The sequence below is a fragment of the Mesorhizobium sp. AR02 genome, assembly GCF_024746835.1.
Taxonomy (GTDB): Bacteria; Pseudomonadota; Alphaproteobacteria; order Rhizobiales; family Rhizobiaceae; genus Mesorhizobium.
This window is the reverse complement of the sequence record NZ_CP080531.1, coordinates 2,895,064-2,908,404: the sequence shown is the minus strand read 5'-3', so window position 1 is coordinate 2,908,404 and position 13,341 is coordinate 2,895,064. Positions and strand designations below refer to the sequence as shown.

Annotated in this window: 17 protein-coding genes; 8 read left to right on the top strand and 9 right to left on the bottom strand. The window is 62.9% G+C overall.

Annotated features, from left to right (window positions below; translation table 11 throughout):
* Window positions 1–9 precede the first annotated feature (9 nt).
* Entirely contained in the window at window positions 10–1,428 is a 1,419-nt protein-coding gene (locus DBIPINDM_RS18045; RefSeq protein WP_258588508.1) for a glycosyltransferase, read from the bottom strand.
* Window positions 1,429–1,585: 157 nt separating this feature from the next.
* Here DBIPINDM_RS18045 and DBIPINDM_RS18040 point away from each other — a divergent pair, with 157 nt between their 5' ends.
* Both DBIPINDM_RS18040 and DBIPINDM_RS18035 read left to right on the top strand, forming a co-directional pair.
* The gene (locus tag DBIPINDM_RS18040) at window positions 1,586–2,296 is read left to right on the top strand and encodes a DUF805 domain-containing protein (RefSeq protein ID WP_258588507.1); all 711 of its coding nucleotides are present in this window, start codon (window positions 1,586–1,588) and stop codon (window positions 2,294–2,296) included.
* Between the two features lie 69 nt (window positions 2,297–2,365).
* Window positions 2,366–3,028 carry a DUF805 domain-containing protein gene (locus tag DBIPINDM_RS18035; RefSeq protein WP_258588506.1) on the top strand — a complete coding sequence of 221 codons (663 nt, stop codon included), beginning with the start codon at window positions 2,366–2,368 and terminating at the stop codon, window positions 3,026–3,028.
* A 67-nt stretch (window positions 3,029–3,095) separates the two neighbouring features.
* Here the strand turns inward: DBIPINDM_RS18035 and DBIPINDM_RS18030 are convergent, their stop codons facing one another.
* Window positions 3,096–4,292, bottom strand: coding sequence for an IS256 family transposase (locus DBIPINDM_RS18030; protein ID WP_258583994.1), 1,197 nt, complete (start codon window positions 4,290–4,292; stop codon window positions 3,096–3,098).
* Between the two features lie 279 nt (window positions 4,293–4,571).
* On the opposite strand from DBIPINDM_RS18030, the gene DBIPINDM_RS18025 reads away from it, so the two are divergent.
* Window positions 4,572–5,000 (top strand): polyketide cyclase, encoded by a 429-nt coding sequence (locus tag DBIPINDM_RS18025; RefSeq protein ID WP_416361783.1) that lies wholly within the window; start codon window positions 4,572–4,574, stop codon window positions 4,998–5,000.
* Window positions 4,993–5,448, top strand: coding sequence for a MarR family winged helix-turn-helix transcriptional regulator (locus DBIPINDM_RS18020; RefSeq protein ID WP_258588504.1), 456 nt, complete (start codon window positions 4,993–4,995; stop codon window positions 5,446–5,448). Before DBIPINDM_RS18025 ends, DBIPINDM_RS18020 begins: the two co-directional genes overlap by 8 nt.
* Window positions 5,449–5,465: 17 nt before the next feature.
* On the opposite strand, the gene leuB is transcribed toward DBIPINDM_RS18020, so the two are convergent.
* From leuB to leuD, 6 genes are all read right to left on the bottom strand, one after another.
* Window positions 5,466–6,569: a 3-isopropylmalate dehydrogenase gene (gene leuB, locus DBIPINDM_RS18015; protein ID WP_258588503.1), complete on the bottom strand. Its 1,104-nt coding sequence runs from the start codon at window positions 6,567–6,569 to the stop codon at window positions 5,466–5,468.
* A gap of 334 nt (window positions 6,570–6,903) precedes the next feature.
* Window positions 6,904–7,254: a VOC family protein gene (locus DBIPINDM_RS18010; RefSeq protein ID WP_258588502.1), complete on the bottom strand. Its 351-nt coding sequence runs from the start codon at window positions 7,252–7,254 to the stop codon at window positions 6,904–6,906.
* A gap of 10 nt (window positions 7,255–7,264) precedes the next feature.
* On the bottom strand, window positions 7,265–7,657 hold the full coding sequence (locus DBIPINDM_RS18005) for a RidA family protein (protein WP_027045666.1): 393 nt from the start codon (window positions 7,655–7,657) through the stop codon (window positions 7,265–7,267).
* Window positions 7,658–7,767: 110 nt separating this feature from the next.
* On the bottom strand, window positions 7,768–8,049 hold the full coding sequence (locus DBIPINDM_RS18000) for a hypothetical protein (RefSeq protein ID WP_258588501.1): 282 nt from the start codon (window positions 8,047–8,049) through the stop codon (window positions 7,768–7,770).
* A gap of 238 nt (window positions 8,050–8,287) precedes the next feature.
* The gene (locus DBIPINDM_RS17995; RefSeq protein WP_258588500.1) at window positions 8,288–9,217 is read right to left on the bottom strand and encodes a hypothetical protein; all 930 of its coding nucleotides are present in this window, start codon (window positions 9,215–9,217) and stop codon (window positions 8,288–8,290) included.
* Window positions 9,218–9,287: 70 nt separating this feature from the next.
* Window positions 9,288–9,893 carry a 3-isopropylmalate dehydratase small subunit gene (gene leuD / locus DBIPINDM_RS17990; RefSeq protein WP_183464345.1) on the bottom strand — a complete coding sequence of 202 codons (606 nt, stop codon included), beginning with the start codon at window positions 9,891–9,893 and terminating at the stop codon, window positions 9,288–9,290.
* A 211-nt stretch (window positions 9,894–10,104) separates the two neighbouring features.
* Between leuD and DBIPINDM_RS17985 the strand changes: the two genes are divergently transcribed.
* From DBIPINDM_RS17985 to DBIPINDM_RS17970, 4 genes are all read left to right on the top strand, one after another.
* Window positions 10,105–10,530 carry a GNAT family N-acetyltransferase gene (locus DBIPINDM_RS17985; protein WP_258588499.1) on the top strand — a complete coding sequence of 142 codons (426 nt, stop codon included), beginning with the start codon at window positions 10,105–10,107 and terminating at the stop codon, window positions 10,528–10,530.
* Between the two features lie 86 nt (window positions 10,531–10,616).
* Window positions 10,617–10,937, top strand: coding sequence for an ArsR/SmtB family transcription factor (locus tag DBIPINDM_RS17980; RefSeq protein ID WP_258588498.1), 321 nt, complete (start codon window positions 10,617–10,619; stop codon window positions 10,935–10,937).
* Entirely contained in the window at window positions 10,934–11,383 is a 450-nt protein-coding gene (locus DBIPINDM_RS17975) for an SRPBCC family protein (RefSeq protein ID WP_258588497.1), read from the top strand. The genes DBIPINDM_RS17980 and DBIPINDM_RS17975 overlap by 4 nt, the downstream gene beginning before the upstream one ends.
* A gap of 45 nt (window positions 11,384–11,428) precedes the next feature.
* Window positions 11,429–11,986 carry an SRPBCC family protein gene (locus tag DBIPINDM_RS17970; RefSeq protein ID WP_258588496.1) on the top strand — a complete coding sequence of 186 codons (558 nt, stop codon included), beginning with the start codon at window positions 11,429–11,431 and terminating at the stop codon, window positions 11,984–11,986.
* Between the two features lie 162 nt (window positions 11,987–12,148).
* On the opposite strand, the gene DBIPINDM_RS17965 is transcribed toward DBIPINDM_RS17970, so the two are convergent.
* The gene (locus DBIPINDM_RS17965) at window positions 12,149–13,315 is read right to left on the bottom strand and encodes an NAD(P)/FAD-dependent oxidoreductase (protein WP_258588495.1); all 1,167 of its coding nucleotides are present in this window, start codon (window positions 13,313–13,315) and stop codon (window positions 12,149–12,151) included.
* Between the last annotated feature and the right edge of the window lie 26 nt (window positions 13,316–13,341).

Here is a 13,341-nt window from a genome sequence, read left to right as displayed (position 1 = left end):
CCGTTGCGATCAGCGCGCGTGCTGTTCGGCACGCTGCCTGGAAGCGCTCTCCTTGAGGCCTGCCTTGATCGCTGCCCAGCTTGCCGATGCCGGCGTCGGGTGGTGCCGCCTTGCGATGCGCTCCGCCAGCGAGGAGCGCCAGGCGTGATCCTCAGCCATCCTGCGGATGGCGGCGTACCAGCCGGCCTGATCATTGGAATCGATCGCCGGCATCAGGCCGCCGGTCGCCTCGATCAGCGATGGCGTTGTCGACACGATGACCGGAACGCCGAAATCAAGACATTCCGAGGCGCCGTAACCCCGGCCCTCTATATGCGAGGGAAAGACGCCGAAGGTGGCGCTGCGATAATAGCGGATGAGCTGCTCGTCGCTGACCAGCCCGGTGAAAATGACCGACTGGAGCAGCTCGGGATGCGCCTTGAGATAGTCGCGCAGCGGCTCGATCAGCCAGCCCCAGCGCCCGGCGCAGACAAGCCTTGGCAGCTTGACGCCCTCTTCCCGTGCCTGCTGCCAGATCCGCGCCAGGAGGATGTGGTTCTTGCGCACTTCGATGGTCGAGCAATAGAACACGAACGGCTCGTCGGCCTCGATGCGCAAGGTCGTGCCGGCGCGCGATGCGGTCTCGTGCAGGATCGAAGGCATAGGAAAGCGATACACCATCGGCGCGGCAATGCCGGCCTTGCGCATGTGCTCGGTCAGCGTCGCACCGACCTCATCAGAGGCGCAGAATGCCGGCGCACCGGAGCGCACAAGCTGTTCGAGATAGGATCCGAAGCGGCGCTCGCTGGTGCCCGAGCCAAGCAAATCGGGGCGCAATGCCGGGATGATATCGTGGCACAGGAAGGCAAGCTTGCCAGCGCCCGAAACGGAGGAACGGTCGTCCTGGGTCAGGATGTGATGGCTGATCAGCACAAGGCCGGGTTCCGTCTCGGCCGGCTGGGCTGGGGCATCCCCCAGCAAGCCGAAGCGGATCCTTGCGCGCTGGTAAAGACGATAGGTGCGGATCAGCAGGCTCGTCGCCTGGCACGCGATCCCGTTGCGGCCGTTGGTCACCGTCCTGGCCAGATGGCGGTCCGTCTCGCGCTTGTCCCAAGGCTGCTGCCGCACCGCCTCGAAAGCCTGCGACAGCGCCGGCTGCCTTCCCGGCCACCGTTTGACACGATGCGGTGAAATCTCGCCCGCCGCGACATGGTCCTGTTTGTAAGCGGCGAGCGGCCGGAACCGGCCTTCCCCGGGCCTGAACGCCACCACGTCCACGCTGGGGTCGGGATCCGCCAACGCCGCGTTGACCAGAAAGCTCTCCACCCGCGGAATGCCGGCCAGGCCTTTGCCGGGCGGCCAGAGCATCAGCCCGGTGGCATCGATGGCCAGTCTCGGAGGTTTTATAACCTCGGTTGCGGCGCTGGCTTCAGAACGCTCGACTGTCATTGTCTGCTTTGGCGAAGAGGCTGCACGTAAAGCCTTATGCCTGATTTGCCGCTAATATGGTAGCCACGTCGCACGGCCCCATGTCGCACGGTCTTGCCCGGTGGCTCGGCCTTGTGCCACACCTTGGCAGGGACGCGACGACAAAGGGGGGTGGGTGATGCGCGGCGAAGTGCTCCACTATGACGAGGACCAGGGCTTCGGCTTCATCACCGGAGCCGACGGCAACCGCTACACCTTCACCCGCGAGAACCTTCGCCGGCAAACCGTCATGCCCAAGGGAACGGCGGTCGAGTTCCAGGCGGGCGGCGGCCAGGCGCGCGACGTTTTCTCGATCGCCGCCCAGGCCGCAAGCCCGGCCGCCGACGCCGGCACAAGCGCCGCACCGGCGCAAGCCAGGCCCGCACCTGCGGCCGGCGCGTCGCAGGCACAGAATTTCGGCCGGGCCGCCGAGCCGGCCGAGCCTACCGATCTCTGGGGTTACTTCTGGCGAGGCGTGACCCGGAACTACTTCAATTTCGCCGGCCGCGCCCGCCGCAAGGAATATTGGGGCTATTGCCTGTTCTGGACGATCGCATTGCTGGTGGTCATCGGCGTCGGCGTCTTCGCCGATGTCGAGATGGGCAATTTCGACAACGCCGAGGTGCCGGCGATGACGGTCGGGCTTTTCGGCCTTTTCCTGCTGGCCACCTTCCTGCCCAATCTCGGCATGATCGTGCGCCGCCTGCACGACCTCGGCCTGACCGGCTGGCTCTGCCTGCTCATCCTCATCCCGACTTTCGGCAGCCTGATCATCATCGTCTTCGCCCTGATCCCGACACAGGGACGCGAAAACCAGTGGGGGCCGGTGCCGGCGGGCGTCAACATTTAGCTTGGCGTGCATATTGCAATTGTTAACAACCCTGGGTAGTATTCACGCACCGTATTTTAAGGGGGACGCATGCGCGGCGCGGTTTATCACTACGACCAGGATCAGGATTTCGGGTACATCAATGGGGTCGACGGCAAGCGCTATATCTTTACGCGCAACGATCTAAGCCGTGACGTCGCCCTCGTGAGGGGAACCCTTGTCGAATTCCAGCCGGATGACGGCGCGGCCCACACTATAGTCGCCGCGGCCTCAACCACGCCGTCGTCAAGCAGCGGTCAACCATCACGGCCTGGCCAGCTTGCCGAAAATCGGCCTGCCGGGTCTACAGGACTGTGGGCCTACTTCCTGCAAACGGTGACCGTGAATTATTATAATTTCAACGGACGCGCTCGCCGCAAGGAATTCTGGGCCTTTTGCCTGTGCTTTGTCCTGGTGCAGTTAGTGCTTCTCGGCTTCGGGATACTCGTCAATCTGGCTATCAATGGCTTCGGCATCAACGCGGGCCAGAGCACGATAGGGTTGATACCCGCTCTTATCTTCACATTTGCAGCCGGCCTGTCGTGGATCGCACTCGTTGTGCGGCGTTTGCACGATGTCGGCCTGAGCGGCTGGTTTGTCTTGCCCTGCTTCATCCCGGTTATCGGCGGGGTGGCCATGCTGGTCTTGGGGCTTGTGCAGTCTCAGGTGGGCGAAAACCCCTGGGGGCCGGTGCCGGCAGGGGTCAGGACCTAGAGACCAGTCCCGAGAAAACGAGGTTGTGTGCGTCAAGTTCTGCAAAAAGGGGCGGCCATAGTGCTGGTCATGCGGCTTGGCGTAGAGCGAGCTTTTTGTGCTCGCGCAGGTCGTCCATGTTGATGTAGCGGTTGGCCTCCATCCAGTTTTCGTTGGTCTCGACAGCCAAGGCCCTGACAAGGCGCAGGCAGCTTTCGGCGTTGGGGAAGATGCGTACGACATAGGTGCGCCGGCGGATTTCCTCGTTGAGGCGCTCGAGCATGTTGGTGGACTTGAGATGCTTGTGGTGCTGTCTCGGCAGCCTGAAGAAGGTCAGAGTTTGTTCGATGGCATCTTCGGCCCAGCCTGTCAGGCGCGGATAGCGAGGTGACCATTTGGCAAGCCATGCGGCGAGATCGGCCCTGGCCTCGGCGAGATCGCGTCGGTCGTAGAGCCAGCGCAGCTCCTGCAGGCAGTCATCGCCGTGCTTGCGCGGCAGATGATCGAGCGCGTTCCTGAGGAAGTGCACGTAGCAGCGTTGCCAGGCGGCTTCCGGGATCACCTCGCCGATCGCCGCCACCAGGCCGGCGTGATCGTCGGACACGACCAATTCGACGCCCTTGAGGCCGCGCGCCTTCAGTGAGACGAGAAAGTCTTTCCAGGCCGAACGGCTCTCGCGATTGGCCATCTCCACAGCCAGGATCTGGCGCCGGCCGTCCCAGTCGATGCCGACCGCGATCAGCACCGCCTGGCTCATGACGACGCCGGCTTCACGCACTTTCTCGTAGCGCGCATCGAGGATGAGGTAAGCAAACGGCTCTTGAAGGGGACGCCTGGCAAAGGCAGCGAGGCTCTCGTCCAGCCGCTTGTTGATGGCCGAGATCGACGAGGCCGAGAAAGCATGGCCGCACAGCTCTTCGGTGATCGCCTTCACCTTGCGGGTCGACACGCCCTGCACATACATCTCGGCCAGCGTCGCCACCAAAGCCCGTTCCGAACGCTGATAGCGCTCAAACAACTCGGTCGAGAAGCGCCCCGAGCGGTCCTGCGGAACCCGCAGCTCAAGCTTGCCGACGCGCGTCACAAGGGTGCGGCCATAGTAACCCGAGCGATAGCCAAGCCGCTCGGGCGTGCGTTCGCCCTTCGAAGCACTCAGCGCCTCATCCATCTCGGCCTCGAGCACCTCCTGCATCACCGCACGGATCACTTCGTGAAGTCCGTCCGGGTTCGAAAGCAGAATGTCTTTGACGGAGGCGCTGGCGGTCTTACTTTCAATCTTGGTCATGGTGGCGTTCCTTCGCGGGAATCGGTGACGTGAACAATCACCAGCCTGCCATGACCGCCCCTCTCTCAGCGAATTTGCAGAACTCTCAGCACACTACCGAAAACGAGAAATCTTCCCGCTCCAAGCTGCATAAGAGCAGGGGGGGTTAAGTCCCCTCAAGAGCCACGTTCAGGGAGGAGCGCGTCACGGCGGAAGATTCCTCTTGCAATATAGTCTGTGCACAGATAGTCTGTGAACAGATCGAATAGTCGATCGGCCAGGATGAACGGAGCCAAGACGATGTGGAGCAATGAGTACACCTCAATTTCCTCCCTTCCCGCAGCAGCCATCTGGAACGCGCTGAAGGCGCTGCATGAAGGCCGCCTGACCTATGAGGGCTCCGACACCTTCGTGCTGCACGGCCCGTTCGCCAAGGGCACCCGTGTCTCGGTGACGCCGGTCGGGCAGGACACGTTTGAATCTGTTATCGTCGATCTCGTCGATAACGTCACCTATGCCGACGAGACCTCGTTCGGTGACACGAAATTGCTGTTTCGGCATACGCTGGTGCCGGTCGAAGGCGGCACGCAGGTGACGCACCGGCTCGAAATATCAGGCCCTTCGGCCGCCGAGGTCGGGCCAGAGCTCGGACCGCAGATCAGCGGCGATTTCGACACCTCGATGGCTAAATTGTTCGAGCAGGCAGAGGAGTTGGCAAGCCGTGGCTGATGGGCAGGATTTGAAGACGCGCTTCAGCGGACCTTCGGAGAGCCCCGGCTTGTTGCTCTGGCGAACCACCATGCGCTGGCAGCGCGTCATGACGGCAGCGCTAGCCCCGTTGGACCTGACCCACGTCCAGTTCGTGCTGCTGGCTTCGGCGATGTGGCTCGGCCGCAATGGCGAGCCACCCAACCAGGTGCAGCTCGCCGCCCAGGCCGGCACCGAGGTGAAGATGACGTCGGACGTCGTCGCGCGGCTGGAGGCGAAAGGATTGATCGCACGGGAAGCCGACCCCAGGGATTCCCGCGCCAAGGTGATCCGCATCACCCCGACAGGGACGGCCGCTGCGCAGCGCGCCATCGTCGCTGTGGAGGCCGCCGACGCAGCCTTTTTCGAACCGGTGGACGAGGCGCAGCTCGTCGGCCTGCTGCGCCAGCTTGCCGGCGAGATCCGCTGAGTGGGTCCGCCCCGGAATTATCCCAGGAACTTGGCGATGATCGCGTCGCCCATCGCGACCGTGCCGACCTCGGTCATGCCGGCGGACAAAATATCCTTGGTGCGCAGGCCCTGATCGAGCACGGCGGCGATCGCGCCTTCGAGCCTGTCGGCTTCATCGACCATGCCGAAGGAATAGCGTAGGCACATGGCGAAGGAGGCGATCATGGCGATCGGGTTGGCGATACCCTTGCCGGCAATGTCGGGCGCCGAACCGTGCACCGGCTCGTAGAGCGCCTTGCGCTTCTTGGTCTTCACGTCGGGCGCGCCGAGCGAGGCCGACGGCAGCATGCCGATCGAGCCGGTCAGCATGGCGGCGATGTCGGACAGCATGTCGCCGAACAGATTGTCGGTGACGATGACGTCGAACTGCTTTGGCCAGCGCACCAGCTGCATGCCGCCGGCATCGGCCAGCATGTGGTCGAGCTTGACGTCGGAATAGCGCGCCTTGTGGGTCTGGGTGACGACCTCGTTCCACAGCACGCCCGACTTCATGACATTGCGCTTTTCCATCGAGGTGACGTGGTTCTTGCGGGTGCGCGCCAACTCGAAGGCGACGCCCGAAATGCGCTCGATCTCGAACGTGTCGTAGACCTGGGTGTCGATGCCGCGCTTCTGGCCGTTGCCGAGATCGATGATCTGCTTGGGCTCGCCGAAATAGACGCCGCCGGTCAGCTCGCGCACGATGAGGATGTCGAGGCCTTCGACCACTTCCTGCTTGAGCGAGGAGGACGCGGCCAGCGCCGGATAGCAGATCGCCGGGCGCAGATTGGCGAACAGCTCCATATCCTTGCGCAGCCGCAGCAGGCCGGCTTCGGGGCGCACCTCGTAAGGCACCGCATCCCATTTCGGCCCGCCGACGGCGCCGAACAGCACCGCGTCGGCCGCCATCGCCTTGTCCATGTCGGCATCGGAAATCGCGGCACCATGCGCATCGTAGGCCGAGCCGCCGACCAGGCCTTCATCGGTGACGAAGCCGCTGCCGAGCTTTTCGTTCATGGCCGATATCAGCTTCTTGACCTCGGCCATGGCCTCGGGGCCGATGCCGTCGCCGGGGAGCAGGAAAAGATGCTTCGTTGCCATGGAGAAACCGTCCCAGAAAGAATTTGAACCGGCGCTTTGCTAAACGCCAAGCGGCGCGCGCGCAAGGGGACGAAGAGCGCTGCAGCACAGAGCAGAGTGCAGCTGTGCCGCACGCTGCTGCATCCGGCCTCTCAGAATCTGGGTTCCTCGCCCCCGTAAAGCGGGGGAGAGGTGGCCGCGAAGCGGTCGGAGAGGGGGCTGCGGCGCTGGCAAGTTTGCTCTGATCATTCAACGCTGCGCCGCCCCCTCTCCGTCTCGGCTTCGCCGAGCCACCTCTCCCCCACTTCCGTGGGGGCGAGGAACCCAGGCTGGAGTAGCGTCCTTCGAAAAGCCATCACCGATGCGAGAGAATGTTGACCAGCCGGCCAAAGGGATCGCGCACATAGAAGCGCCGCACGCCCCAGGGCTCGTCGGCCGGCCCGTATTCGATGGCGAAGCCGGCGGCCTTCATGGCGGCTAGTGCCGCGTCGACATCGTCGACCTCGATCGACAAATCGGGCACCGACGTGCCGGAGCCGCCTTGCGCCATGAAGGAGACCTGCACCTGCATCTGTTCGTCGGAACCGTAGGTGGCGATCCAGCCCTGGTCCATCAGCACGTCGAGGCCAAGCACGTCATGGTAGAAGCGGCTGGCGGCTGCCGCGTCCTTTGTCTCGATATTGGCTACGATGCGCCGGACCTTCATGGCCTTGGCCTCAACGTCCCGAGGCCGAACGCCGCAGCGCCGTGACTTCGATCTCGATCTTCATTTCCGGCTTGTTGAGCTGGCAGACGATCATCGTCGCCGCCGGCCTGATGTCGCCGAACGTCTCGCCCAGGATCGGGAAGACCACGTCCACGAAGGCCTGGTCGGTGATGTAGTAATGCGCCCGCACCACGTCGGCCATTTCGAAGCCGCCGTCGGCCAGCGCCTTGCCGATCGTCGCCAGGCAGTTGCGCGTCTGCGCCTCGACCGTCTCCGGCATCGTCATCGTCGCATAATCATAGCCGGTCGTCCCGGACACGAAACACCAGTCGCCCTGCACCACCGCGCGCGAATAGCCGGCGGTCTTTTCGAAGGGCGAGCCGGTGGAGATGAGTGTGCGCATGTGTGGCCTCGCGTTTGTGGGGCATCCCCTCTAACCGGGGAAGCGCAGTCCTGTCGTGGGCCAAAGGGAATTAGCTGTTGTCACGGCTGCGTCAAAGCCTGCACCATAAATCATCTTGGTACATCAAGAAGTCTCAATCTTTGAACGGCTTCGTCAATCGCGGCAAGGAAAACGTCTAGCTTAATGCAGATATCCGGTACGTTCTCGGTATCGAGGAACTTATCTCTACCACATTCTACAAAAGAAAATACAGATATATCGATTTGATCGAATGATTTCTCCTGACTAAGGATCAGTCCGACCTCTTTCGACGTAAATTTTACCTCAGCTACAAGGTTTTCATAAGAATTATCTGACATCACCGTAACCTTAAATGGCTCTTCCTCTTCCATCTTGTCCTTCTCCACTTTTACGGCTGTTGGTCTATGTGATGGTTTGAAAGAGCTGAGCCAGCAGACCGCGATACGATCCTCGTGTCTTCGTCATCCAGGGCGGGCAACCGCGACGCTGCAGAATCTGGTCCGCCCTCCGACGACGGTCGCGGCATGGATCCTCTGGTCTGCGCTCTGCTGCGCGTCGCTCCGCCCGTGGATGACGAAGCCGCGGTGGTCGTCGCGCAACGCTAATGCTCTAGTTCGCCGAGCCCAGCGCCTTGTCCAGCGCTTCCTTGACATCGGCCGGCCATGTCGCCGTCGGCGGCCAGGCGTTCGGTTCGGGCTTGTCGCCGCGGCGGGCGAAGTAGAGCTTGTGCTGAGCCGGGTCGACCGCCATGAAGCCGTCATTGCCGCCGCAGTCATGCGGCACGCAGCCGCTGGCGTAGAAGGCGCCCGACGCGGTCTTTTCCGTGCCGCCGCCGACCAGCAGGGAGGTCGCCATGTCGGGCATGTCCTTGCCGAGCAATTTTTCGGCTTCCTTGTAGACCGCCTCGTTGTGGAAGGCGTCGATGATGTTGTCGTATTTCGACGGGTCGATGTCTTTCCAATCGGTCCCGGGTTCCGGCATATAGGTCAGATTGCCGGAGGTGGTCAGCCCACCCGTCGGCGACCACTGCAGGGCCGGCTTCTCATCGCCCGGCAGCAGATAGGGCACGAAATAGATGGCGCTGTCGGAGATTGCCGCCGGCGGCGCGCCGCATTCGTCCTGCTCGACCGTCGTGGCCTGGATCTCGCCACCTTCCGGCTTCCACACGATCACCTTTGCCGGACCGCATTGATTGCCGCCGTCGCCGACATCGACCAGCGCCACGTTGACGTCGCCGACCTTCACGATCTTGTCGAAGAAGACATCGTAGTTGCTGGCCAACTGCTTGCCGTCAAAGGCGAGCACCTTCTCGCCATCCTGCTCCGGCTGCGTGATGGTCAGCTGGCCGCCCTCGAACGCGATCGGCCCCTGGTTGTCATTGTCGGTTAGGGCCGCATTGGCGGTGCTCGACACATCTGCGGTCTTGCCGGACGCATCGGCAGCCGGCACGAGCACCATGTCGGTCTGTGCATGCGCGCCAGCCACCGGCATCAACATCCACGCCAGCCCGCAAACGCCGGCAAGAAGCGAACGTGCCATGACTGTCCCTCCCCTTCAGTCGCCGCCAACCCCGGCCTGAAAGGCCGGGCCTATCGTCGGACAGTGCCGCTCAGGCCCAGGGGCGCTGTTCGGCGTTGCGCTTCTCGAACGAGGCGATGGCGCCGGCCTTCTCCATGGTCAGGCCGATATCGTCGAGGCCGTTGAGCATGCAGTGCCGCTTGAAGTCGTCGAGGTCGAAGGTGACGACGCCGCCATCGGGGCCACGGATTTCCTTGGCTTCGAGGTCGATCGACAAAGTGGCGTTGGAACCGCGCGAGGCGTCATCCATCAGCTTCTCCAGATCCTCGGGGCTGACGGTGATCGGCAGCACGCCGTTCTTGAAGCAATTGTTGTAGAAGATGTCGGCGAACGAGGTCGAGATGATGCAGCGTATGCCGAAATCGAGCAGCGCCCACGGTGCGTGCTCGCGGCTCGAGCCGCAGCCGAAATTGTCGCCGGCGACGAGGATCTGCGCCTTGCGGTAGGCCGGCTTGTTGAGCACGAAATCCGGGTTTTCCGAACCGTCGTCCTTGTAGCGCATTTCGGCGAACAGGCCAGTGCCGAGCCCGGTGCGCTTGATCGTCTTGAGATAATCCTTCGGGATGATCATGTCGGTGTCGACATTGACGATCGGCATCGGAGCGGCGACGCCGGTGAGCTTGGTGAATTTTTCCATGGCTTTGGCCCGTGTTTTCGTTGCGGGGGATTTTGCTGAAGCACGGTTTACACAAAGCCGCGGGCAAATAAAAGGCAACGTTCGTGCGCGCTGGCATAAGAGGTCATGCATGTCGCCCAAAAGTGGTCCCGGTTTTGGGAGAACGACATGCATAAAACAATAGGCACAAAGCGGCTTCGAATTCGCGGGCTGATGGTGCACTCTCACCGGCATGGCTGAAAACTCCCACGTCCTTTACAACAGCGAACCAGCGCTCGGCATCGCCGAATTCCGCAAAGTGCTGGTGGAATCCGGCCTCGGCGAGACACGGCCTGTCGATGATCCCGCCAGGCTGCAAGCGATGCTGTCCGGCGCCAATCTGGTGCTGACCGCGCGTCTCGACATCGAGGGAAAACCGCTGATCGGCGTTATCAGGGCCATGACCGACTTTTCCTGGGTCTGCTACATCTCCGAGCTCGCCGTCTCCCAATCGGCGCAAGGGCTTGGCATCGGCAAAGGCCTGATGGACGAAGCCCGCCGGCAGCTCGGGCCGTCGGTTGCCATCAGCCTGATCTCCATGCCCGACGCCGTCGGCTTCTACGAGCGCATCGGCATGAAACGCATGCCCGACGCCTTCTGGTTTTCCCGCAAGGGCTGACATTTTTCTCCTGTCGCCGCATCCGGCCGCCAACAGCGTGCCATCTTGCCGCTTGACATGCAACCAAATGGTTGCATATTAACGCCATGAGCATGGATGCCGTCTTTCGCGCCTTGGCCGACCCGACACGCCGGCAATTGCTGGACAGCCTCCATGCCCGGAACGGACAGACGCTGAACGCGCTGTGCGCGGAGATGGCCATGACGCGCCAGGCTGTGACCAAGCACCTGGCGATCCTGGAAGAGGCAAACCTCGTCACCACGCTCCGCCGGGGCCGAGAGAAGGAGCACTACCTCAACCCGGTTCCGATCAACGAGATCGCCGAGCGCTGGATCGGCAAGTTCGAACGGAGGCGTCTCGACGCCCTCAGCGATTTGAAGAAACGCCTCGAAAGGGAAGAGCCGTGAGCAACAACACCTTCGTCTACGTGACCTACATCCGCACCACGCCAGAAAAACTCTGGGAGGCGCTGACCGATCCGGAGTTCAACCGGCAGTTCTTCCTCTGCTCCTATCAGGAGAGCGATTGGAAAGTGGGCTCCAGCTGGAAGCTGATCTTCCCCGACGGCCGCGTCGCCGACAGCGGTGAAATCCTCGAGATCGATCCGCCGCGTCGCCTGGTCATCAAATGGCGCAATGAATGGATGCCGGAGATAAGGGAAGACGGCTACACGCGCTGCACCTTCGCAATAGAACAGGACGGCGAATTGATGAAGCTTGCCGTCACCCACGAGGCCGACGGGCCGCATAGGCTGATCCCGAATGTCGCCAAGGGCTGGCCGCTGGTGCTGGCCAGCCTCAAGAGCCTGCTCGAGACCGGTAAGGGTTTCGAGCGCCCGCCATCGAAAGGATGAAAGGACCGTTTCGATACCGAAACGAATATTTGACCGGAGGCATCGATGATGCACATTCCCAGAGTACAGAGCATGACCAATGGCGAGACGATCATGGCGTCAGCCGAGATCGAAGCGCCGCCGGAACGCATCTTCGGGGCGCTGGTCAGCCGGGAGATCGAGCAATGGTGGGGGTCCGCCGACACCTACCGGATGGCCGACTGGTCGGCCGACCTTCGCATCGGCGGCCGCTGGACCGTCATTGTCCGGACGGCTGACGGCAGCGACCTGCCGGCCAGCGGCGAATTCCTCGAGATCGAAGCGCCGCGCCGGATCGTGCAGACGCGGGCCTATGCATGGGATCACCCGACGCTAGGCCGGCGGCAGACGACGGTCGCCTGGCTGCTGCAGCCGACCGCCACCGGCACGCGCCTCACCATCTGCCATGGCGGTTTTGCCGGCCTGAGCCAAGCGGCAGCCGAGCATGCCGAGGGCTGGGGTCGGGTGCTGGCCTGGCTGCAGGACTATGTCGAGGCTGGAAATTCGGCTCGCCTACGGGTAGCACCAGCAATTGCAGACCTTGGCGCCGCCCCTCATTGCCCTGCCGGGCATTTCTCCCCGTAAACGGGGCGAAAGAAGCTGGCCGCCGGCCACGGCGCCCCATTTTGCGACGCCGATGATTGGCGAAGCCGGCGATAACAGCGTCCCTCGCCCCGTTTACGGGGAGAGGATGCCGGCAGGCAGGTGAGGGGCGGCGCCGACGTCGAAGGACGGGAGCCACTTCGTTCAAATCACGTTCAGTTCCCGGAACGCCCGTCCCTCGGCCACGCGCCCATACCCAAACGCCGTGCAATCAATCGTCCGATACCCGCCATGCACCAAAAACTCGGCCAGCGCCTTGCCCACCGCCGGCGCCTGCTGCAGGCCGTGGCCGGAAAAACCATTGGCGAAGAGGAAATTGCCGACCTCGGGATGCGGGCCGATCACCGCATTCTGGTCGAGCGTGTTGTAATCATAGTGCCCGGCCCAGGCACGGGTCGGCTTGATCGCCTCGAAGGCGGGGATGCGGGTCGCCAGCACCGGCCAGATCACCTCTTCGAACAGCGGCCAGTCGACCTCGAAATCCGCGGGGTCGGCCGGCCCATCGCCCTCTTCCGGCTCGGCGCCGCCGGTGAGGTAGACCGAGCCTTCCGGGCGGACATAGATGCCCGAGGGATCGACCAGCAGCGGCATGTCGGCATATTTTTCGCGCGCCTCGAAGACGAAGACGTTGCGCTTGCGCGGCTCGACCGGCAGCGCCAGCCCGGCGAGAGCGGCGACCTTGCCGGCATTCGGCCCGGCGGCGTTGACGACGATGCCGGCCTCCAGCGTCTGGCCATTGTCGACGGAGACCCCGGTGACGCGGTTGCCGTCACGCGCAATGCCGGTGACCGAAGCGGCGATGAAATCGATCTTCTTGTCGCGCAGCGCCTTGCGGAACAGCGTCAGCATCGCATGCGCGTCGAACCAGCCTTCGCCAGTGCGGCCATAGGCGCCGGCGGAAATGCCTTCAGCCGACAGCCAGGCGAAGCGCCGCGTCAGTTGCTCGGCGTCCTCGAGCACGATGTCGGCGCCCTCGGCGATCTGCGCATCATGGTTTGCCTTGAGGACCGGCAGGCCGTTCTCGCCGGCCAGAATGAGATAGCCGCCCTCGCGAAACCCGATATCGGCATCCATCCCGAATTCTTCCTTCAGTCGCCGGAACAGCTTTAGCGTGAATTGCGACAGCCGGATGTTTTCCGGAATGGAGAATTGCTGGCGGATCGAGGCCATGGACAGCGTCGTTGCCGCATGGGCGAATTGCGGATCGCGCTCGATCAGCGCAATGGAGCCGGAAAACCCTTCCTCGCGCAGATAGTAGGCAATGGAGGACCCGACGATGGCCCCGCCGATGATGACGATGTCGTAGCGCATTTTTTCTCCGATCCGGTCGGCGGCCT